Origin of the sequence: Micromonospora sp. DT68, from assembly GCF_049847245.1 — a bacterium.
GTDB lineage: Bacteria > Actinomycetota > Actinomycetes > Mycobacteriales > Micromonosporaceae > Micromonospora > Micromonospora profundi.
On record NZ_JBNCNZ010000020.1, the window covers coordinates 1 to 21449 of the forward strand.

Genomic DNA, 21449 nt, shown 5'->3' on the forward strand with positions numbered 1-21449 from the left:
GGCCGGCGATCCCCACGGATCTCGAACACTGCAACCCCTGATCAGGTCAGGCGTTGCAACGATCCCTAGAACCCAAGCGCCTCAGGCATAGGAAGGGGCCCTTCTTAACGCGGCGCGATCCGGTGGTCACCGCCCCGACCGGATGGTGTGCTGGCGGGCGAGGAACAATGGGGCCATGTCGTACGACGCGGTGGTGCTGGTGTCCTTCGGCGGGCCGGAACGGCCCGAGGACGTGATGCCTTTCCTGCAGAACGTGACACGCGGCCGGGGCGTGCCGCCCGAGCGGCTGGCCGAGGTCGCCGAGCACTACCAGCACTTCGGTGGGGTGTCCCCGATCAACCAGCAGTGCCGTGACCTGCTGGCAGCCGTCCGCGCCGACTTCGCCGCGAACGGTGTCGACCTGCCCGTCTACTGGGGCAACCGCAACTGGGACCCGATGCTCGCCGACACCGTGACGCAGATGCGCGACGACGGCGTCACCCGCGCCCTTGCCTTCGTCACCAGCGCGTACGGCGGCTACTCGTCCTGCCGGCAGTACCAGGAGGACATCGCCGCCGCCCGGGCCGCCGTCGGCCCCGACGCGCCGGTGATCGAGAAGCTGCGCCAGTTCTGGGACCACCCCGGTTTCATCGAGCCGCACGTGGACGCTGTCCGGGCCGCTCTGACCCAGCTCGATCCGGCCCGGCGCGACACCACCCGGCTGGTGTTCACCGCACACTCCGTACCCACCTCGATGGCGGCCAGCGCCGGCCCGCACGGCGGCCGGTACGAGGCGCAACTGCACGAGGCCGCCCGCCTGGTCGCGGCGGCCGCCGCCCCCGACCTGGAGTACGACCTGGTGTGGCAGAGCCGATCCGGCCCGCCACAGGTGCCGTGGCTGGAGCCGGACGTCAACGACCACCTCGCCACCCTCGCCGAGAACGGCACGACAAGCGTGGTGGTAAGCCCGATCGGTTTCGTCTCGGACCACCTGGAGGTGGTGTGGGACCTGGACACCGAGGCGTTGGAGACGGCCAAGCGGCTCGGTCTGGACTTCGTCCGGGCCGGCACACCGGGCACCGACCCGCGCTTCGTGGCAATGGTCCGTGAGCTGGTCACCGAGCGCACCGACCCGGACGGTGCGCAGCTGCGCCGCCGCCTGGGTGAGCTGCCGATGTGGGACACCTGCCCCACTGTCTGCTGCGTGCCGACCCGCCGCCCCTGACGACCCAACCGCCCACCGACACCCCCGGGGAATCATCGATGCAGGACCGCAAGCCGGTGCAGAGCTGGCTGACCGACATGGACGGCGTGCTGGTGCACGAGGGCCAGCCGGTGCCCGGCGCGCCGGAGTTCGTCAAGAGGCTGCGCTCCTCGGGCAAGCCGTTCCTGGTGCTCACCAACAACTCGATCTACACGCCGCGTGACCTGACGGCCCGGTTGAGCCGGATGGGGCTGGACGTCCCGGAGGAGGCGATCTGGTCCTCCGCCCTTGCCACCGGTCAGTTCCTCGCCGACCAGCGGCCGGGCGGCACCGCGTACGTCATCGGTGAGGCCGGCCTGACCACGGCGCTGCACGCTGTCGGCTACGTGCTCACCGACTTCGCTCCGGACTACGTGGTGCTCGGCGAGACCCGCACCTACAGCTTCGAGGCGATCACCAAGGCGGTTCGGCTGATCAACGACGGGGCGCGGTTCATCTGCACCAACCCCGACGTGACCGGCCCGTCCGTCGAGGGCGCCCTGCCCGCCGCCGGCTCTGTCGCCGCGATGATCTCCAAGGCGACGGGGGTGGAGCCGTACTTCGTCGGCAAACCCAACCCGATGATGATGCGGTCGGCGTTGAACACCATCAACGCGCACTCGGAGAGCACCGCGATGATCGGCGACCGGATGGACACCGACATCCTGTGTGGTCTGGAGGCGGGGCTGGAGACCATCCTGGTGCTGACCGGGATCAGCAGCCGTACCGAGGCGGAGCGCTACCCGTACCGCCCGTCCCGGATCGTCAACTCGGTCGCCGACCTGCTCGACGAGGTCTGACCGTCGGCCGGCCGCCCCGTCGCGGCCCGCCGCCGCTGATCGCGCAGCAACCAGGATTTAGTGGTAACGCTCCTACTTGGACACCACTACATCCTGGATCGAGCACGATCATGCCTGCGCGCGGCGGCGTGGTCAGGGGCGCAGGGGGGCGTTGCAGGCGGCGACGAGGGCCTGCCGGCAGGCCGCGGTGAGTGGTCGTAGCGCCGCGTCGCGTTGCTGCGCCTCGTAGTTGTTGATCGCACCGCCGGGTGCGGCGTGGCCGGCCAGGGCGAGCACCCGGTCGAGCACCGCGGCGCGGGCGAACAGCCGGCGTGCCCGCGGGTCGAAGCCCGGCGGCAGGTCGGTGGCACCGTCGGGGCGGCGCAGCGCGGCAAGCGCCCCGGCCAACTCGGGCCGCCACTGGGCGACGTCGAGGCGGGTCAGCGCGGCGGTGGTCTCGGCCAGCGCGGCAGCCAGCTCCGCCTCGGCCTCGGCTGCGCCGGGCAGTGCGAGGGACGCGGCGGGTGCGTTGGCCGGCAGCGGGTAGACGCGCCACAGCACCGTCTCGAAACAGTCACCCGAGCCCGAAGTGTGGTTGCGGACCTGGGGGATCAACCCGAGCCCACCGGCCACCACCGCCTCGCCCGTCACCAGCGCCGCACCGGCGAAGTCCCCAGGACCGGGCAGGCCTCGGGGATCACCCGGCGCAGGCAGCACCAGCCGGATCTCGTCCGGGGAGAGCTTGGCCAGGGTGGGCAGCGCGGCGCCGAGCGGGACGTCGGTCCAGGTGCCGGGGGCGTCCGCAACGAGGTGCTCCTCGTCGCCGGCGATGGCGTCGGCGACCTCGTCGAACGGCACCAACCCGGCGCGCCACGCGCGCACCCAGGCAACGAACCGGCTCGACCGGCGCGGCGCGAGTGTGGCCGCGCCCGTTGCGGGGGTGGACATGCCGAAAGGGTACGTGGTCACGACCGGCCCTGTCTCGGCTGCCGCTCCGACCGCCCGCCCTCCCCGCGAGCCCGCACCCACCTCCAGCGTCGATCATGGGGTTGTGGTGGCCGAAAGAGGACGTTTAGCTACGGTTCGTGGGGCACCACAACTCCATGATCGACGGGGATGGAGCGGCGTGGGGGGTGTGTCGGGGTGGGGGTTGGGGTTTGGCGGCGTTAGCGTGATCGACATGGCGGGGCGATACGGCGAGGACGTGCTGGCGGGGGACTGGCGGCGACGGAAGGTCACCCCCGAGGTGGACGCCGAACCCGATCTCGTGGTGGAGGACGCCGACTCCGGGTTCTGCGGAGCGGTGGTGGGCTTCGACTCCGGAGCCGTCGTCCTGGAGGACCGGCACGGTAAGCGGCGCAACTTTCCCCTGCTACCGGCGGCGTTCCTGCTCGACGGTCGCCCGGTGACGCTGCGCCGACCGACCCGCGCGCCGGTGCCTGCGGCCCGTCGACGGACCGCATCCGGCTCGGTGGCGGTGGAGAACGTCCGCGCCCAGGTCGCCAAGGCCAGCCGCATCTGGGTGGAGGGCATTCACGACGCCGCGCTCGTCGAGCGCATCTGGGGTGACGACCTGCGGATCGAGGGCGTGGTCGTGGAGCCCCTGGACGGCATCGACGACCTCGACGCCGAGGTGCGTGACTTCGGGCCGGGGCCGACCCGACGGCTCGGTGTGCTTGTCGACCACCTCGTGCCCGGCAGCAAGGAGAGCCGGATCGTGGCACGGGTCAACTCGCCGTACGTGCTGGTGACCGGGCACCCCTACGTCGACGTCTGGCAGGCGGTCAAGCCGGCGGCGCTGGGCATCGCGGCCTGGCCGGTGGTGCCGCCGGGCCGCCCGTGGAAGGAGGGCGTCTGCGCTGCCCTCGGGGTGGCCGAGCCGGCCGACATGTGGCGGCACATCCTGTCCCGGGTGAACAGCTTCGCGGACGTGGAGACGCCCCTGATCAACGCGATGGAACGCCTCATCGACTTCGTCACCGAGCCGGCCTGACAACCACCGCCGCCGCTGGACGTCGGCGATCAGCCGCCGCCGGAACGTGGGCGTGACTCAGGGCTCGTCGTCGGGATCGCGGGTGTAGACGAACGTCGCGATGTCCAGCGCGACCGCCCGGCCCCGCTCGTCGCGGCGGACGGTGAGGATCTCGCCGTCCTGCTCGCCGGCGCGGCCCCGCCACCGGTCCGGGCCGGCGGCCACGAAGCGCAGGTCGGGTGCGCCGACCGGGCCGGCGTGCAGGTCGCCCGCGCTGTCGGCGTACACCTCGATGGAGGTGCCCATCCACCACCAGCGGCCGGTCAACTCGGCGAGGTCGGCGGGCGGCGCGGCCTCGGCCGGCTGCCACGGGGTGACCGGCGCCGGCTCGGCGTCCAGCACGAGGGTGAGCAGTTGCCGGCCGAGCGCGCCGATGTGCCCGGTACGGAAGCCGTACGAGTTGGCGAAGCCGACAACTGCGGTACGGCTGGGTCGGTGCACTGCCAGCGAGGCGACGTAGCCGGGCATCGAGCCGCCGTGCCCGACGTACACCCGGTTGTCTTCCCGGTGGAGTTCGAGGCCGAGACCGTGCCCGTGCGTCCATGCCGTGTGGTCGCTGATCACCACGGGGGAGCACATCTCGGTCAGGGTGTCGGCGGCCAGCACCGACGGGTCGGGGTCGGCGAGGAACGCGGCCCAGCGGCCCAGGTCCTCGATTGTCGACCAGAGTTGCCCGGCGGGGGCCATCGCCCCGGTGTCGGTGCGGGGTTCTTCGCGCAGCGTGTCGTGCCAGGGGTGGACGACGTAGCCGCGGGCGAACGGTTCGGTGGCCGAGTAGGTGGTGCGGCGCATACCGAGCGGGGTGAGGATCCGCTCGTCGAGGAGGTCGATCCAGGGCGTCCCGGTGAGTCGTTCGAGCATTCCGCCGAGCAGCGCGTACGCCAGGTTGGAGTAGTGGTACGTGGCGTGCGGCGGGTGAGCGATCTTGTCGGCGGTGAGGCCGGCGAGCAGGGTGGCCAGGTCGACGCCGGCGGCGCGCTCCCACCAGTCGCCGTCGGGTTCGCGTTGCAGGCCGCTGGCGTGTGCGAGCATCTGGCGCACTGTGATCTCGCCGACGCCGGTTCCCGGCAGGTGGCGCTCCAGCGGGTCGTCCAGCGCGAGCCGGCCAGCGTCGCGCAACTGCATGACAAGGGTGGCGGTCATGGTCTTGCTGATCGAGCCGAGGCGGTACTGAATGTCGACGCCGGGGCGGGGGTGTTCGCCTGCGGTGGCGAGGTGCGCCACCGTGCCGTCACGGACGACGCCAAGCACCAGTGACGGGACGTGGCCGTCGGCCTGAGCGCGGGCGACCTGCATGTCGATCTGCCGGGCGGTCTCGGGCACCAGCGTCAATGGAAACTCCTCGTTCAGCCGGTCTGATACGGGCCGTGCGGTTGTTTCCGCAGAGCCTACTGATCATCACGGGTGGGCTGCTCGTGCATTTCCGTGTCACGATCGGGTGGTGGACGCCGTGGTGTGGATCGTATTGGGTGTGATTCTGGCGGTCGGTGAGATCTTCACGACGACCCTTTTCCTGATCATGTTCGGGGTCGGCGCGTTCGCCGCTGCGGGCGCTGCGGCCCTCGGTGCACCGGTGGCCGTGCAGGCGCTCGTCTTCGCTGTGGTGTCGGCGTTGAGCCTGGCGATGGCCCGGCCGGTCGTCCGGCGGCACCGCCGCTCGGCGCTGGAGAGCGGTGAGCAGCCGTTCGGTGTGGAGGCCCTTGAGGGATCCACGGCGCTGGTGCTGGAGCGGGTGAACGCCGAGGAGGGCCTCGTCAAGATCGACGGGGAGCTGTGGACCGCGCGGGCGTACGACACGACGCAGACTTTCGAAGCCGGTCAACGGGTTCGAGTGATAAAGGTCCGGGGCGCGACAGCCCTGGTGTGGCAGGACGATGTTTCTTCCGCCGGCGAGCTGCCGGAAGCGAGAGGGTGAACGGATGGACTTCATAGGTGTGCTGCTCATCGCGGTGGCGTTGATCGCCGTCGTGACCCTGGCGAAGGCGGTGCGGATCGTTCCGCAGCAGCGCCAGGATGTGGTGGAACGGCTCGGCAAGTACAAGCGCACCCTGAGTCCTGGCCTCAACCTGTTGGTGCCGTTCGTCGACGCGGTGCGCACGAAGGTCGACATGCGGGAGCAGGTCGTCAGCTTCCCGCCGCAGCCGGTGATCACCTCGGACAACCTCGTGGTCTCGATCGACACGGTTCTCTACTTCAAGGTTGTCGACTCGGTCCGGGCGACCTACGAGATCTCCAGCTTCCTCCAGGCGATCGAGCAGCTGACCGTCACGACGCTGCGTAACGTGATCGGCTCGCTGGACCTGGAGCGGGCGCTCACCAGCCGCGACGAGATCAACAGGCACCTCTCCGGGGTGCTTGACGAGACCACCGGCCGCTGGGGCATCAAGGTGACCCGGGTCGAGATCAAGGCGATCGAGCCGCCGGCAAGCATCCGCGACTCGATGGAGAAGCAGATGCGCGCCGAGCGTGACCGTCGGGCGGCGATCCTCACCGCCGAGGGGCACAAGCAGTCGCAGATCCTCACGGCCGAGGGTGAGAAGCAGTCCGCGGTGCTGCGCGCCGACGGTGACCGGCAGGCGCGGATCCTGCAGGCCGAGGGTCAGGCGAAGGCGATCCGCACGGTCTTCGACGCCATCCACCAGGCGAACCCGAGCCAGAAGGTGCTCGCCTACCAGTACCTCCAGGCACTCCCGCAGATCGCCCAGGGCAGCGCCAACAAGGTCTGGATCGTGCCGGCCGAGCTGACCAAGGCCCTGGAGGGCATGGGTGGCGCGCTCGGTGGGCTGAGCCAGATGGTGGGGGACCTGCCCGCACCGGAGGCGGCCGACCACGCGAGCCAGGTGGAGCGTGAGGCCGCGGAGGCGGCGCAGGCCGCGGCGGACGCCGCCCAGCAGATCCACGACGAGGTACGCGTCGCCGAGGCGCAGGCCACCGGTGGCAACAAGCCGCAGGGGCTGCCGGCCCCGGAGCCGGTGTCCCCGACCAGCCTCATGGAGGACCCGGCGGACCAGCGCGAGCGCGGCTGATCCGTACACCGGCCAACCGGCCGGGTAAATACGAAAAAGACTCATGGGGCGCTCCGTAGCCTGCCACGATCGGTCCTAGGACGGGTGGTGACCAGGTGATCGGGGCGCCCCGGCGCGTCTCGCACCGCTCGTGGACGAGCGAGGTGACGCATGAAGGATCCCGTGAACCGGACGTGGTCCTCGGCCCCGGTACCCGGCGCGCACGACCCGATCGCCCCACTGGGCTCCCGGCGCAGCGGCGGTGGCTTCGGCGTACTGCCCTTCATCGATGAACCGACCCCGCCCGGGCCGGCGACAAACGCCAGTTGGGCCTGGTCGCTGCGCAGGTTCGCACGCGCCGCGGTGTGGCTGCTGCCCGCGTACGCCATCCTCTACGGCGTGGTCGCGATGGCCAGCGACGGCGGGGTGGGCAACGACCCGTATCCCGCCGACGGACAGGCGGCGTACCTCATCGGTTGGGTCGCGGCGGTCTGGCTCGGCCTGCTCGCGCTGCTTGCCCTCACCGGATTGCTGGCGGCCACGCGCAGCCGTCGGGTGGCAGTGGCCGGGCTGATGGTAAGCATCGCGGGCACGGTACTCATGCTGCCCTTCGCCGGGCTGACCGAGCAGACACCGGTCTTCGGCACCACCGCGCGTTCGCTTGTCCTGGTTGGTGCCACCTTCTACAGCGTGGGCTGGTTCTTCACCGGGTGGGCGGTGGCCCGTTCCGGCACGTTCAGCCTCGGCGACGGCGTCATGCTGATCATCGCGGCACCGTTGCTGGGCCTGGGCGGCGCCCTGATCGGCTCGCTGCAGACGTTCGGCGCGATCTTCGTGCTGGTCGCCGGTATCGGCATCGGCTACCGCTCCGGCCGCCTGATGCCCCGCGAAACCGTCCGCGACGCCGCAAGCGCCAGCCTAACGACCCCGACCCCCTGACCCGCCGCCCACTCCCGCCCGCCGCCCGCGCCCGCCCACTCACGGTGATCATGAGGTTGGCGTGGTCGGTTCCGGCGTGGCGCACCGCCAACCTCATGATCAACTGGCCAGGTGCTGGTCAGGGGCGGTGAAGTTGCTGACAGTTGGGCCGCGAGGGTGGTCGGTTGGCGGCTTTCGTGGCAATCCTGGGGACCATGGCCGCCCCTCGCTCGCCGCTGTCGCGGCTGTTCACAGTGCTGCTCGCCGGCTTGCTGGCCGGGCTCGTCCTGGCCGTGGCCGCGTTGCCGGGCAACCTGCTGCTCGGGTTCGCCGCCCAGTCCGCGATCGGCACGTACGCCGCGCTGCCCGAGGCTCTGCGTACCCCGGCCACCCCTCAGCGCTCGTATCTCTACGCGAACGACAGCAAGACGCTGATCACGACGTTCTACGACGTGAACCGTACGGACGTCGCGCTTGCGGACATCGCGCCGGTGATGCGGCAGGCGATCGTGGCGTCGGAAGACCGGCGGTTCTACGACCACGGCGGCGCGGACGTGCGGGGTCTGCTCCGGGCGTTGGTGGCAAACGTCAAGGGCGGTGGCACCGAGCAGGGCGGCTCGACGCTGACCATGCAGTACGTCCGTAACGTGCTCAAGACCGACCCCACGCGCAGCGCCGAGGAGCGGGCCGCCGCCACCGACCCCACGGTCGGCCGCAAGATTCAGGAGATCCGGTACGCGAGCGCGCTGGAGCAGAGCCTCAGCAAGGACGAGATCCTCAACCGCTACCTGAACATCGCCTACTTCGGCTCCGGCGCGTACGGGATCGGGGCGGCCAGCCAGCGCTACTTCGGCAAGCCTCCGGCCCGGTTGACGCTCGCCGAGGCGGCGCTGCTGGCCGGTCTGGTGCAGTCCCCGGACGCGTACAGCCCGATCGACGGGAACAAGGACGCGGCGCTGGCCCGCCGGGGGTACGTGCTGGATTCGATGGCAGCCACCGGGGCGATCACCGCCGCGCAGGCCGCGCAGGCGAAGGCGGAGCCGCTGGCTCTGAAGCCCACAGCGCAGCCCAACGGCTGCACCGCCGTGGCGCAGGGGCACGACGACTGGGGCTTCTTCTGTGACTACCTGCGCCGGTGGTGGCTGACCCAGCCCGCGTTCGGCGCCACGGCCGCGGAGCGGGAGCAGGCACTGCGCTCGGGCGGCTACACGGTTGTCACCTCCCTTGACCCTGAGGTCCAGGCCACCGCGCAGCAGCAGGCGACAAAGGTCTACGGGTACGACAACAAGCGCGCCCTGCCGATCGCGGCCGTGCAGCCGGGCACCGGGCAGGTGCTGGCGATGGCCGTGAACCGGCACTACAGCCTGGCCGACAACCCGGACGGGCAGGCCAACTACCCGAACACGGTCAATCCGCTGATCTCCGGCGGGGCCAGCGTGGACGGGTATCAGGCGGGTTCGACGTTCAAGCTGTTCACGATGCTCGCGGCGTTGGAGTCGGGCCGGACCCTGTCCACGGGCTTCGACGCGCCCGCCAAGCTGCGCACCCGGTACGCGGCGGAGGGGCCCGGCAGTTGCGACGGCCGCTGGTGCCCGGTCAACGCCAACCCGGACTGGATGGACGGGTACCGGATGATGTGGGACGGCTTCGGCCGTTCGGTGAACACCTACTTCGTCTGGCTCGCCGAGCAGGTCGGCCAGGACAAGGTGGTGGAGATGGCACAGCGCCTCGGCATCACGTTCCGCGCCGAGTCTGACGCCGCGTTCGCCAAGGACAACGCCGCCAACTGGGGTTCGTTCACGCTGGGCGTGGCCGCCACGACCCCGCTGGACCTGGCGAACGCGTACGCCACGGTGGCCGCCGAGGGCACCTACTGCACGCCGGTGCCGGTGGTCTCGGTGACCGACGCGACGGGCGCGAAGGTGCCGGTCGGTGAGCCGTCCTGCAAGCGGGTCCTGGACGCCGACGTGGCCCGCGCTGCCACCGACGCCGCCCGCTGCCCGGTGGGCCAGCAGTCGCCGTACGGGCAGTGCAACGGCGGCACCGCCACTGCTGTGAACCGCATCCTCGACGGTCGGCCGGTGGCCGGCAAGACGGGTAGCTCGGAGAAGAACGCCACCGAGACGTTCGTCGGCTTCACCCCGCAGGTGGCCGTCGCGGGCATCGCCGCCAACCCGGACGACCCGACCGACTCGGTGGGCTCCGCCGTGCAGGCCAGGGTGATCGACGCGGTTGCCCGGGTCATCGGCACCGCCGTCAAGGGTCAGCCGGAGACTGCGTTCACCGCTCCCAGCCGCGAGTTGGCAGGTGAGCCCCGCCGCCCGGTGCCGCGCGCCCCGGCCACTCCCGACCGCGAGCGCGAGCCCAGCCAGGACCCCCGCGCGGCCCTGCAACGCTGGCTCGACCGCCGTGGCTGACAGCCCTGGCTCGACCGCCGAAACCGCCCAGGGCAGACGGCTCCAGCTCGACCGCCCAGGGCTGACGGCGAAACTCGACGGCGGCCCGGCCCACATTGGGCCGGGCCGCCGTGCTCTTCGCGCCATCCTCAGCGGGCGGCGGCGACCGCGGCGCGTACCTGCTTGGCGAACCCGGCGACTGTGAAGTCCGGGGCCAGGCTGTCGATCAGGATGATGTCCGAGATCGCGTTGTTGGTCCGCAGGGGCAGGATCGCCTGGTACTCCGGCGAGTTGTACCAGTTCTCGGCATCGGCGCGGGTGGGGAACTCGATCAGGACGACGGACCCCGGCCAGGCCCCCTCGACCACGTCCCCCTCGCCCTGGGCGAGCCACCTGCCGCCGTACGGGTGCACTGTGGCCTCGACCTGCTCCAGGTATGACAGCCCCGCCTCGTTCGGGACGCCGCCGGGGATGCGCAGGTGGTTGATCAGGTAGGTGCTCATGGTGATCTCCGATCATCAGGGCGTTTTGGATGACGGCAATAATCTAACTGCCGAGGACGCCGGCGACAAGTTTTGGATTAGGGTCATCCTCTATAGTTGGGAAACGGGGAGAGGGGAATCGCGATGGGCAGGACGTCACGTGCCGAGGCGGCGAGGCACCGCGAGGAAGTGGTGGCCGCCACCTCGAAGCTGCTCCGTGAGCGCGGGGCGGCGGGGATGAGCGTCCAGGACCTCATGGGCGCGGCAGGGCTCACCCACGGCGGTTTCTACAAGCACTTCAGCTCCAAGGACGAGCTGCTGGGCATCGCCGCCACGACGGCGTTCGGTGAACTCCTTGCCCTGCTGGACCGGCTCTCCGACGACCTACCCGACCGGGCAGAGGCGCGCTCCGCGCTGCTGCGGCACTACCTGTCGGCCGAGCACCGCGACACACCCGGCACGGGATGCGCCAACACCGCGCTGGCCGCCGACGCCGCCCGGGCGTCCGCTGGCAGTCCGCTACGCGTGTCGTACGCGACAGGTGTCCAGGAGACCCTCAAGCGGCTGACCGGCATCGAGGACGCGTCCGGCCGGGGCGCTACCGAGGCCCGCCAGCGCGCCATCTTCGATCTCGCGACGATGGTCGGTGCGCTCATGCTGGCCCGTGCGACGGGCCAGACGCCCCTGTCCGAGGAGATCCTCCAGACCACGCGGGAAGCCCTGTCGGCCCCGGTCAGCGCTCCCGACGGCGAGGACGGTAGGTGCTGATCGTCGATGGCAGGCCGCGCCTGATGATCCCGGCCCAGTCGGTGTCGCCCCGCAGCACCGCAGCCGCCGTGTTGCGCGCCTGTTCGAGGGTGAAGTGCGGCGGGAGCATCAGTTCGGCCGGGTCGACAAGCGCGTTGATCACCACAGGACGGTCGGCGGCGAGCGCCCGGTCCCAGACGCCCGGCACCTGAGCGGGGTCGTCGACGAACTCGCCGTGCAGCCCGAGCACCTGCGCCCACTGGTGGTAGCCGATGTCCGGCAACTGCTGACTGTCCGGGAACATCGGGGTTCCCTCGCTTGAGCGCTGCTCCCAGCTGACGAACGCCAGATCCCGGTTGTTGAGCACCAGCACCACGAACCGCGGGTCGGCCCAGCCGCGCCAGTACTTGGCAACCGTGATGAGTTCGTTCACCCCGTTCATCTGCATCGCGCCGTCGCCGATCAGCGCCACGAGCGGCCGGTCCGGGTGGGCGAACTTCGCGCTCAGCGCGTACGGCATGGCGCCACCCATCGACAGCAGGGTGCCGGAGAGGCTTGCCAACATGCCGGGCCGGACCTGCACGTGCCGTGCGTACCAGGCGGTAGCGGTGCCGCAGTCCACGGCGAGCATCACGTCGTCGGGCAGCCGGTCGTTGAGGGCGCTGAACAGCAACTGGGGGTTTACCGGGTCGGCGCTCTGCTCGGCCAGGTCCCGCTGCGCCCGCCGCCACGCCGAGGTGGCAGTGGCGATCTCCGCCCGCCAGGCGGTCGGCCCGGGGCCGGGGCCCAGCTCGCGCAGCAGCGCCCGCAGGGTGGGCCGGGCATCGCCGGTCAGGTTCACCTCGGTCGGGTAACGCAGCCCGAGCTGGGAGCCGTCCAGGTCGATCTGCACGGCACGGGCCTGCCCCGGCGGTGGATAGAACTCCGAGTACGGCATGTTGCTGCCCACGATCAGCAGCCGGTCGCAGTCGTTCATCAACTTCCAGCTCGGCCGGGTGCCGAGCAGCCCGATCGCGCCGGTCACCCACGGTTCCCGGTGGTCCACTGCGGTGAAGCCGAGCAGCGCGGTGGCCACCCCGGCGCCGAGCCGGTGGGCGATCTCCCGGACCTCGTCCTGCGCCCCGAGCGCGCCCTGGCCGACGAGCATCGCGACCTTGTGCCCGCCGCGCAGCACCTCGGCGGCCCGGCGCAGGTCCGCCTCCGGTGGCACCGTCGGCGTGCTGCTCGGCACGTTGCTGGTGTGGTAGTAGCCGTGCGCATGCGGTGGGTCCGGGATGGCGGGCTCGTCCTGGAGGTCCGAGGGCAGCACCAGCGCCGTGACGGTACGCCGGGCCAGCGCCGTACGGCACGCCCTGTCGACAAGGTGGCGAACCTGCGCCGGGTGGTCGAGCTGCGCCAGGAAGCCCGAGGCCACGTCCTTGTAGAGAGCCAGCAGGTCGACCTCCTGGTAGTAGCCGCCGCCCTCGGCCGTGACAGCCGTGTGCCCGACCAGGGCGACCACCGGCTGGTGGTCGAGTTTGGCGTCGTACAGGCCGTTGAGCAGGTGGATGGCGCCCGGCCCGCTTGTCACGAGCGCGCAACCCAGCGGCCCGCCGCCGTACTTGACGTGCGCGGACGCCGCGAACCCGGCGGTCTCCTCGTGCCGCACCTGGATGAACTGGGCGCGTCCGCTGGTGCGTTGCAACGCGGAGGTGAGGCCGTTGATGCCGTCGCCGGGGTAGCCGAAGTAGCGGCGTACGCCCCAGCTGAACAGGCGGGAGACGATGTGGTCCGCGACGGTCGGGCGACGTGGCAGAGTGCCCGCTTCGCCCGGCGGTGGGTGATCAGCGCTCACCTGACTGGTCCTTCCCGTCGCGTCCGATGCTCCGCCGGCCATTCCCGTTCTTCGCCGGACAAAACGCCCCGAAAGGCGGGCGGCGGAGCGCCCGGGTGGCCGTCCGGCAGAATCGTCGGGTGCCCGTCCACCAGATCACCGACCCCGACGACGACCGGATCGCCGACTACCGTGCGCTCACCGACGTCGAGCTGCGTACCCGCTGGGAACCGCCGCACGGCCTGTTCATCGCCGAGGGCGAGTTGGTGTTGCGCCGCGCGCTGCGCGCCGGCTACCCGGCCCGGTCGTACCTGGTGGACGCCAAGCGCATCGACCAACTCGCCGACCTGGACACCGGCGACGCGCCCGTCTACGCGGCAACGCAGGACGTGCTGGAGAAGGCCACCGGATTCCACGTACACCGGGGGGTGCTGGCGTCGTTCCACCGCCGGCCGCTGCCGACGGCGGCCGAGGTGCTCGCCGCCGCGCGCCGGGTGGTGATCCTTGAGGACGTCAACAACCACACGAATCTCGGCGCGATCTTCAGGGCAGTCGCGGCGCTCGGCGTGGATGCCGTGCTGCTCTCGCCGAGCTGCGCCGACCCGCTCTACCGGCGCAGCGTGCGGGTCAGCATGGGTGAGGTGTTCGCCGTGCCGTACGCGAAGCTTGACCCCTGGCCGGACGCGCTCGCCGAGGTCCAGGCGGCCGGGTTCGCCGTGCTGGCGATGACCCCGGCGCCGGACGCCGTGCCGATCCAACGCCTCGACGCCGCCCAGCGTGCCCGCTCGGCGCTGCTGCTCGGCGCCGAGGGCGCCGGGTTGACCCGGGCCGCGATGGACGCCGCCGACGCCCGCGTGGTCATCCCCATGCGTCGTGGCGTCGACTCGCTCAACGTCGCCGCCGCCACCGCCGTCGCCTGCTGGGAGTTGAGCCGCGACGACCCCTGGTGACGGCCGCCGTCAGATGTCGTGATCCGGCGTCACGGACGGTAGCGTGTCGGCCGTGTTCCCTACCGTCCGTGAGGTCCTCTCCCTGGACCCGGTCCGCCACGGTACGCCGCGCGTGGTCGCCGGGGAGGCTGGGCTGGACGGTCGGGTCCGCTGGGTACACGTCGCCGAGGTGCCCGACATCGCCAGCCTGCTCGGCGGTGGGGAGCTGGTGCTCACCACCGGGATCGGGCTGCCCGGCGACGACGCGGGGCTGCGCGCGTTCATCGGCGACCTCGCCGACGTCGGCGTGTCCGGGCTCGTCGTCGAGCTGGGCCGCCGCTACGGCAGCGGGGTGCCCCGGGTGATGATCGCCGCCGCCGAGCGGCGCGGGCTGCCTCTTGTCGAGCTACGCCGGGCCACCCCGTTCGTACGGATCACCGAGGCGGTGCACGCGCTCATCGTCGACGCGCAGCTCACCGAACTGCGGGCCACCGAGGAGATTCACCAGCGGTTCACCGACCTCTCCGTCGAGGGCGCCGACGCCGCCGAGGTGATCCGGCAGGCCGCCGACCTGTCCGGGTGCCCGGTGGTGCTGGAGAACCTGTCCCGGCAGGTCCTCGGGTACGACCCGGCGGGGGAGAGCGCCGAACTGCTGCTGGACGGCTGGGAGCAGCACTCCCGGCGGATCCGGCCTGCCGGGCGGACGGCGTACGACCCGGACAGCGGCTGGCTGGTGACTGTCGTCGGCGCCCGGGGGCAGGACTGGGGGCGGCTGCTGATGCGCTGGCCGCCTGGCGGGGAACTGCCCACCCGACCGGCCGGTGAGTCGACGCCACCGAACGCCGGACCACCCACCCGGCTCACCATCCTGATCGAGCGGGCCGCGTCCACCCTCGCGCTGGGCCGGCTGATCCGCCGCGACGCCGAGGGGCTGGAACGGCAGATCCACCGCACCCTGCTGACCGCCCTGCTCGACCACTCCCGACCGGTGGACGAGGTCGCCTTGCGCGCCAAGGCGCTCGGCGTGGTGCTCGACCGTCGGCACCTCGTCGGCGTGCTGGTCCGGCACCGCGCCGACGACCCCGCCGCGGAGGGCCGCCCCGAGGACGGACAGGCCCGACTGCGGGACCTGTCCGAGGCCGTCGGCCAGGCGCTGCGGGAGGCGAAGCTGACCGGGCTGACAAGCGCCGTCGACGACAACTCGGTGGGCGCCCTGCTTGCCCTGCCGGACCCGGCCGCCGAGGACCGCGCGCTGTCCGCGTTCGCAAGCGCCCTTCGCCGGGTACGCCTCGACACCGGCGCGGTCCGCGCGACCGCCGGCATCGAGCCGACAAGAGCCACCACTGCCGTCGAGAACGCCGCGGATCTGGCGCGGGCTGCCGGCGGCGCCCCGAACGGGTTGATCGTGGCGGCCGGGTCCGGGGTGAGCAGCCTGCGGGAGGCGCGGCGGTCGCTCGTCGAGGCGCGGCAGATCGCCGAGGCGGCCCGCCGGGACCGGCGTGACCTGCCGGTCTTCCGGCTGCCGCACGTCGGCCTGGCCGGGTTGCTACACCTGCTGCGCGACGAGCCCCGGTTGCAGACGTTCGTGGAGCGGGAACTCGGCGCGTTGCTGGAGTACGACGCCCGGCACCCCCGCGAGCGGCTGCTCGACACCCTGCGCGCGTACCTGGAGCAGGGGCGCAACAAGACCGCCGGTGCCGCCGCCGCCCACCTGTCCCGGCCGGCCTTCTACGAGCGCCTGGCCCGCATCGCCCGCATCCTCGACGTCGACCTCGACTCCGTGGAAGCCTGCCTCTCCCTCCACGTGGCCCTCCTGGCCCTGGAGGCAGTGCGTACCCCCTGAACCCCCAGCCGCCGGACGCGGCTGAGGGCAGGGGTCAGGGCAGGGTCTTCGCGTAGGCCGGAGGGATGTGGTTGGGGCCGCCGGGGGTGAAGACGTCGGAGGTGGCCACCGCGGACCAGGCTGTCGCGGGGACGGCCTCCACCAGGGCCCGGATCACCGGGGCGTCGCGCCACTGGTCCTGCTCGGCGAGCAGGCCGAGGGCCACCACCGACTCCTCGACCTCGCCCACGCACTCGAACGGCTTGTGCCCGTCCACGCCCAGCAGCTCCCGGTAGCCGGGGATCTGCGACTCGTCGGCAAGCAGGTCACCACCGAAGATGTGGGTGACCCGCTCGCGTGGCATGAACGGCGCCATGGCCAGGAACACGAACCGGCACTTCGGGCAGTTCCGGCACCATCGCTCGCTCGCGTCACGCAGCTTGAACGCGGCGTTGCAGCTGGTCACCACGTCGTCGTAACGGGTGAACTCGGCGAACAACCTGGCGATGTGCAGCTCCGACAGCGAGCGCAACAGGGAGAAGTACGGCTCAGTCAGGCCGGCGTGCTCGGCAAGCGCCGAGCGCAGCAGCCCTTCGGCCTCGACGCCCTTCGACCACTGGTGGTTGATCTCGTGGCCGTCCCAGACGAGGTTCGGGTCGGACGCCGAGCGCTCGTTGGACATCACCACCGGACCCAGCCCGTGCAGGACGGCCGTGGCGACCGCGATCAGCGAGTTGATGGCGGTGACCGGAATGTGGCCGTTCAGCGCGCCAGCCGCGTTCAGGTCGAACAGCGCCGGGTCGAGGCGCCGCCGGGCGGCGAGGGGGGTCAGCCCGGACGCCTCGTTCACCGAGACGATCACGTGGTTCGGGTTGACCGAGAACGGCACCGGGTCCATCTCGGCCCGGCGCAGCGCCTCCAGGCTGACGATGGAGTCCTTGCCACCACCGACAGCGGAGAGCGGGCGACGGTCGGAGTTGTCGTACACCCGTGGCGGCTCCGGCGAACCCGCGGGCACCTCCGGGCGCAGGTGGAGCACGTGCGGCAGCTGGTTGCGGTACGCGTACTCGGCGAGGCCCTTGGTGTAGACGGCGGTGACGTAGTCGACGGTGGCCGCGCCCAGCGGCGCCGGCAGCACCAGGCGGGGCGGCGCGGCGGCCTTGTAGTAGCTGACCCCGGCGACCAGGTGCAGCAGCTCCAACACGCGGCCGAGGGTGGCAGCCGTCTCGTCCGACGGCGGCTCCGTCGGCAACGGGAGGTTGATCACCTCGGTGAATCGTTGCTCGCCGGCCGGGCCGGTCAACGCGTAGTCGAACAACACCTCGCCGGTGACGAAGTCGATCGAGTAGGACGGGAAGCTGAAGGCGTCCATCCGCCGGAGTTGCTCGTTGGGCACACGCCATACTAGGCCCTGGTTCGTCCGGCCGTGTCCGGACCGGGCCCGTCCAGTCGCCGCCGCGATCTCTGAGGAGAGTCCCTTGCGCCTGTCTGACCTGCGCGGACGTACCGTCGCCGTCTGGGGGGCCGGTCGGGAGGGCCGGGCCGCTGTGACAGCGATCGCCGCGCACGGCCCCGCCGATCTGGTCGCCGTCGACGACAGCGCCAATTTCCTGTCGCTGCCCTGGGACGGCCCGCTGGCCGAGGCGGCGCCGCTTGTCACCGGCGAGGCGGGGTTCGAACGGCTGGCCGCCGCAGACGTGGTGGTTCGCTCGCCTGGTGTGCCGCAGACCCATCCCTGGCTCGTCGAGCTGCGCCGACGGGGCGTTCCGGTCACCCAGGGCACCGCGCTGTGGATGGCCGACCACGCCGCGCGCACCGTCGGGGTCACCGGCAGCAAGGGCAAGAGCACCACCTCCAGTCTGATCAGCCACCTGCTCACCGCGATGGGTCGGCCGAACGTCTTCGGCGGCAACATCGGCGTGCCGACCCTCGACCTGCCCGAGTCGGAGCTGTACGTGCTGGAGCTGTCCAGCTACCAGTGCAGCGACCTCACCGACTCGCCCCGGGTGGCGGTGGTCACCGCGTTGTTCCCCGAGCACCTTGACGCGCACGGCGGGGAGCGGGAGTACTACCGGGACAAGCTCAACCTGCTCGCCCACGACCCGCAGACGATAGTGGTGAACGGCGCGGATCCTCGGCTCGCCGCCGAGCTGGGAGAGCTGCCGGCGGTACGGGCGGGTCGCCCGGACACCACCCACGTCGCCGCCGGCCTGGACGGCACCCAGTGGTTCCACTTCGGCGACCAGCCGCTCTTCCCGCGCGCCGTGCTGCCGCTCGTCGGCCGGCACAACGAGGGCAACCTGTGCGTGGCCCTGGCCGTGCTCGACGCGCTCGGCATCGACGTGGTGGCCGAGAAGGACAGCCTCGCCATCGCTGTCGCCGAGTTCCAGGGGCTCGCCCACCGGCTCACCGAGATCACCGACCCGTCCGGGCTGACGTTCGTAGACGACACACTTGCCACGAGCCCGTACGCGGCGATGCACGCCATCGACGCGTACGACGGGCGGCCGTTGACGGTGATCGTCGGCGGCACCGACAGGGGTCTGGACTACACGCCGCTGGCCGAGCACCTCGCCGAGCGGGAGTTGACGGTGATCGGCATCCCGGACAGCGGGGCCCGCATCGTCGAGGCGCTCGCCGGCCTGCCCACTGTGCGAACCGAGATGGTCGACGACCTGGTCGACGCGGTCCGGTTGTCCCGGGAGCTGACTCCGGCCGGTGGGGTGGTGCTGCTGTCGCCGGCCGCGCCGAGCTACGGCCGGTTCCGTAACTTCGAGCACCGCTCGGAGGTCTTCGCCCAGGCTGTCGCCGACACCGCCGGCCGTCAGCGCGCGTGAAGCGGGGAGTGCAGGGTGCGCATCGAGCGGATCGCCGAGCGGATCTCCTGGAGGTAGCGGCCGGGCGTGAGGGTCTGCTCGGGTAGCGCCGCCGGGTCGGTGAGCGCCGGGTCCACGCCGACGGTGTCGATGTGGCAGCCGTACGGGATCGCCAGGGTGCGTAGCGCGTCGCAGTGCTGGAACGGCACGTAGATGGGTGCCGTGACCATCAGTACCTCGTCGCCCGGGGCGAGCTGCGCGTGCCCGGCCCAGAACCGCTGCGTGTCGGCGGTGTGCGCCCGTCGCCGGTGCGGTTCGCTCGACGGCGCGGCGAGCACCCGCACCGGTGGCAGACCCGCCGGCCGGTAGGTCCGCGACGACCAGGAGTGGTGCGGGTGTCCGGCGTCGATCCCGTCGTGCTCCGCCGGCTCGGCCACCCCGAACACCCGCCGGACCGTCGTGTCCAGCACGTCCACCTCGGTGTCGTCGACTGGCAGGCCGGCGTCGGTAAGCGTCGCGCGTTCCCACTCGGACAGCGGCCGGAAGCTGCCCAGCACCGCCACCTCGCCGTCGACCGTCAGCCCGGCACGCAGCAGGTGCGCGGCGTAGGCGACGCGGCGTACGCAGGCGTGCGCCAGGCCGCCGAGCACCACAAGGTGGGCGTACGCGCCGCGGGTCGGCCGCGCCGGGCGGATCAGCCCGAGCGCGGCGGCCGAGGCGAGCACCAGCGCGGCGGTGGCCGGGTCGAGGTCGGGTTCCCGTGCGTCGGGCCGCTCCCGGCCCGCGCGGAAGTCCCAGTGCCGGGCGGAGAACTCGTCGAGGAAGCGGAGCACATCGGTGAGGTCGCCGTCGGGCCAGGTGCCGCCGAAGTGTGCGACCAGGCGGCGGACCGGGTCCGCGCACACCCAGGCGGCGATGCCTGCGGTGGGCTCACCCGGCGCACAGCGGGGCAGCGGTACGGGCAGCTCAGGCACCGCCGGATCGTACCGGTGCGGCGGCCCTGTACGGCGCGGACCGGGTGCCCTGACGCACTGTCAGGAGGGCGCGCCAGCTGCGCTACACAGTGGCAGTTGTCCATACTGGCCGGCGGTGGGACCGTGCGGTATCCGCGTACGCCGTCGAAAGGTTTGCCCCGATGACCGATGACCTGCTGGCACGGCACAGGGCTGTGCTGCCGTCCTGGATGCCGCTCTACTACGCCGAGCCGATCGAGCTGGTCTCCGGTTCGGGCCGCCGGGTCACCGACGCCCAGGGTCGCACCTACCTGGACTTCTTCGGCGGGGTGCTTACCAACATGGTCGGCTACGACATCCCGGAGATCCGGGAGGCCGTCGAGCGTCAGCTCGCCACCGGCATCGTGCACACCTCGACGCTCTACCTGATCCGCCAGCAGGTCGAGCTGGCCGAGAAGATCGCGCAGCGCTCCGGCATCCCGGACGCCCGGGTCTTCTTCACCAACTCGGGCACCGAGGCGAACGAGGCGGCGCTGCTGGTGGCCACCAACTACCGCCGCTCGCACCAGATCCTGGCGGTGCGCAACAGCTACCACGGCCGGTCGTACGCGGCGATGGGCGTCACCGGCAACCGCACCTGGTCGGCAAGCGGCCTCAACCCGTTGCAGGTCGCCTGGCTGCACTCGGGTGACCGGGTGCGTGGTCTGCTGGCCCGGCTCAGCGCCGCCGAGCAGGTCGACGCGGCGGTGGAGGACCTGCGCGAGGTGCTTGCCACCCAGACCACAGGCGACGTTGCCGCGTTGATCGCCGAGCCGATCCAGGGCGTCGGTGGTTTCGTGCACCCGCCGGACGGGCTCTTCGCGGGCTGGAAGAAGATCCTCGACGAGCACGGCATCCTGTTCATCGCCGACGAGGTGCAGACCGGCTGGGGGCGTACCGGCGAGCACTTCTGGGGCTACCAGGCCCACGGCATCACGCCGGACCTGCTCACCTTCGCCAAGGGCGTCGGCAACGGCTTCGCCCTCGCGGGCGTGGTCGGTCGGGCCGAGGTGCTGGAGTCGGTGCCGGGGATCAGCTTCTCCACGTTCGGCGGCAACCCGATCTCGACGGCGGCCGGCAACGCGGTGCTCGACTACCTGATCGCGCACGACCTCCAGGCGAACGCGGCCCGCGTCGGCGCGATCCTCGCCGACGGCCTGCGGTCCGCCGTGGGCGGCCTCGACTGCGTCGCCGAGGTACGCGGAAAGGGGCTGATGCTCGGCGTCGAATTCGTCGTGCCGGGCACCAGTGAGCCGGACCCGGCGCTTACCAACCGGGTCTTCGAGGCGTGCCGTGCCGGTGGCCTGCTCGCCGGCAAGGGCGGCCTGTACGGCAACGTGCTGCGGATGGGGCCGCCGTTGACGCTCACCGAGGAGGAGGCCCGCGAGGGCCTGGCGATCCTCGTCGACGCGATCCGCTCGTCGGCGGAGGCGGCGGCCTGACCATCGGGCACTTCGTGGATGGCAAGCGGGCCGGTGGCACGTCCACCGAGGTCG

General features: G+C 71.6%; 18 protein-coding genes. 12 read left to right on the forward strand and 6 right to left on the reverse strand.

From position 1 onward, the window contains the following. Positions 1-175 precede the first annotated feature (175 nt). Together ACPXB1_RS26735 and ACPXB1_RS26740 are read left to right on the forward strand one after the other, a co-directional pair. Positions 176-1204 carry a ferrochelatase gene (locus ACPXB1_RS26735; protein WP_355594478.1) on the forward strand — a complete coding sequence of 343 codons (1029 nt, stop codon included), beginning with the start codon at positions 176-178 and terminating at the stop codon, positions 1202-1204. Then, the gene (locus ACPXB1_RS26740) at positions 1156-2022 is read left to right on the forward strand and encodes an HAD-IIA family hydrolase (protein WP_355594480.1); all 867 of its coding nucleotides are present in this window, start codon (positions 1156-1158) and stop codon (positions 2020-2022) included. Before ACPXB1_RS26735 ends, ACPXB1_RS26740 begins: the two co-directional genes overlap by 49 nt. Before the next feature lie 132 nt (positions 2023-2154). On the opposite strand, the gene ACPXB1_RS26745 is transcribed toward ACPXB1_RS26740, so the two are convergent. After that, positions 2155-2949: a hypothetical protein gene (locus tag ACPXB1_RS26745; RefSeq protein ID WP_053652565.1), complete on the reverse strand. Its 795-nt coding sequence runs from the start codon at positions 2947-2949 to the stop codon at positions 2155-2157. 232 nt (positions 2950-3181) lie between these two features. On the opposite strand from ACPXB1_RS26745, the gene ACPXB1_RS26750 reads away from it, so the two are divergent. Then, a complete protein-coding gene (locus ACPXB1_RS26750; RefSeq protein ID WP_355594482.1) occupies positions 3182-3994 on the forward strand; it encodes a DUF3097 domain-containing protein in 813 nt (270 codons plus the stop codon). 57 nt (positions 3995-4051) lie between these two features. On the opposite strand, the gene ACPXB1_RS26755 is transcribed toward ACPXB1_RS26750, so the two are convergent. After that, positions 4052-5365, reverse strand: a complete 1314-nt coding sequence (locus ACPXB1_RS26755) for a serine hydrolase domain-containing protein (protein ID WP_355594484.1) — start codon at positions 5363-5365, stop codon at positions 4052-4054. A 109-nt stretch (positions 5366-5474) separates the two neighbouring features. Here ACPXB1_RS26755 and ACPXB1_RS26760 point away from each other — a divergent pair, with 109 nt between their 5' ends. The 4 genes from ACPXB1_RS26760 to ACPXB1_RS26775 all read left to right on the forward strand — a co-directional run bounded on the left by ACPXB1_RS26760 (position 5475) and on the right by ACPXB1_RS26775 (position 10373). Next, a complete protein-coding gene (locus tag ACPXB1_RS26760; RefSeq protein ID WP_355594486.1) occupies positions 5475-5948 on the forward strand; it encodes an NfeD family protein in 474 nt (157 codons plus the stop codon). 4 nt (positions 5949-5952) lie between these two features. Further along, positions 5953-7059 (forward strand): SPFH domain-containing protein, encoded by a 1107-nt coding sequence (locus ACPXB1_RS26765; protein WP_355594488.1) that lies wholly within the window; start codon positions 5953-5955, stop codon positions 7057-7059. A 150-nt stretch (positions 7060-7209) separates the two neighbouring features. Further along, positions 7210-7977: a hypothetical protein gene (locus tag ACPXB1_RS26770; protein ID WP_425735952.1), complete on the forward strand. Its 768-nt coding sequence runs from the start codon at positions 7210-7212 to the stop codon at positions 7975-7977. Between the two features lie 194 nt (positions 7978-8171). Next, positions 8172-10373: a transglycosylase domain-containing protein gene (locus tag ACPXB1_RS26775; RefSeq protein WP_425735953.1), complete on the forward strand. Its 2202-nt coding sequence runs from the start codon at positions 8172-8174 to the stop codon at positions 10371-10373. Between the two features lie 128 nt (positions 10374-10501). On the opposite strand, the gene ACPXB1_RS26780 is transcribed toward ACPXB1_RS26775, so the two are convergent. Then, complete coding sequence (locus ACPXB1_RS26780; RefSeq protein ID WP_355594494.1) at positions 10502-10855, reverse strand: DUF1330 domain-containing protein; 354 nt, start codon at positions 10853-10855, stop codon at positions 10502-10504. 123 nt (positions 10856-10978) lie between these two features. Here ACPXB1_RS26780 and ACPXB1_RS26785 point away from each other — a divergent pair, with 123 nt between their 5' ends. Next, positions 10979-11602, forward strand: coding sequence for a TetR/AcrR family transcriptional regulator (locus ACPXB1_RS26785; RefSeq protein WP_355594496.1), 624 nt, complete (start codon positions 10979-10981; stop codon positions 11600-11602). Here ACPXB1_RS26785 and ACPXB1_RS26790 read toward each other — a convergent pair. Then, a complete protein-coding gene (locus ACPXB1_RS26790) occupies positions 11568-13415 on the reverse strand; it encodes a thiamine pyrophosphate-requiring protein (RefSeq protein ID WP_355594498.1) in 1848 nt (615 codons plus the stop codon). The two genes, ACPXB1_RS26785 and ACPXB1_RS26790, sit on opposite strands and share 35 nt — an antisense overlap. A 26-nt stretch (positions 13416-13441) precedes the next feature. Here ACPXB1_RS26790 and ACPXB1_RS26795 point away from each other — a divergent pair, with 26 nt between their 5' ends. Continuing rightward, positions 13442-14344: a TrmH family RNA methyltransferase gene (locus ACPXB1_RS26795; protein ID WP_425735954.1), complete on the forward strand. Its 903-nt coding sequence runs from the start codon at positions 13442-13444 to the stop codon at positions 14342-14344. A gap of 43 nt (positions 14345-14387) precedes the next feature. Further along, complete coding sequence (locus ACPXB1_RS26800) at positions 14388-16166, forward strand: PucR family transcriptional regulator (protein ID WP_355594502.1); 1779 nt, start codon at positions 14388-14390, stop codon at positions 16164-16166. A gap of 34 nt (positions 16167-16200) precedes the next feature. Here the strand turns inward: ACPXB1_RS26800 and ACPXB1_RS26805 are convergent, their stop codons facing one another. Further along, positions 16201-17541, reverse strand: a complete 1341-nt coding sequence (locus ACPXB1_RS26805) for a hypothetical protein (protein ID WP_425735955.1) — start codon at positions 17539-17541, stop codon at positions 16201-16203. An 82-nt stretch (positions 17542-17623) separates the two neighbouring features. On the opposite strand from ACPXB1_RS26805, the gene murD reads away from it, so the two are divergent. Beyond that, positions 17624-18982 carry a UDP-N-acetylmuramoyl-L-alanine--D-glutamate ligase gene (murD, locus tag ACPXB1_RS26810; protein ID WP_355594506.1) on the forward strand — a complete coding sequence of 453 codons (1359 nt, stop codon included), beginning with the start codon at positions 17624-17626 and terminating at the stop codon, positions 18980-18982. Here murD and ACPXB1_RS26815 read toward each other — a convergent pair. Then, positions 18970-19935, reverse strand: coding sequence for a hypothetical protein (locus tag ACPXB1_RS26815; protein ID WP_355594508.1), 966 nt, complete (start codon positions 19933-19935; stop codon positions 18970-18972). The two genes, murD and ACPXB1_RS26815, sit on opposite strands and share 13 nt — an antisense overlap. Before the next feature lie 161 nt (positions 19936-20096). On the opposite strand from ACPXB1_RS26815, the gene ACPXB1_RS26820 reads away from it, so the two are divergent. Continuing rightward, positions 20097-21395, forward strand: coding sequence for an aspartate aminotransferase family protein (locus ACPXB1_RS26820; RefSeq protein ID WP_425735956.1), 1299 nt, complete (start codon positions 20097-20099; stop codon positions 21393-21395). The last annotated feature ends 54 nt before the right edge of the window (positions 21396-21449 follow it).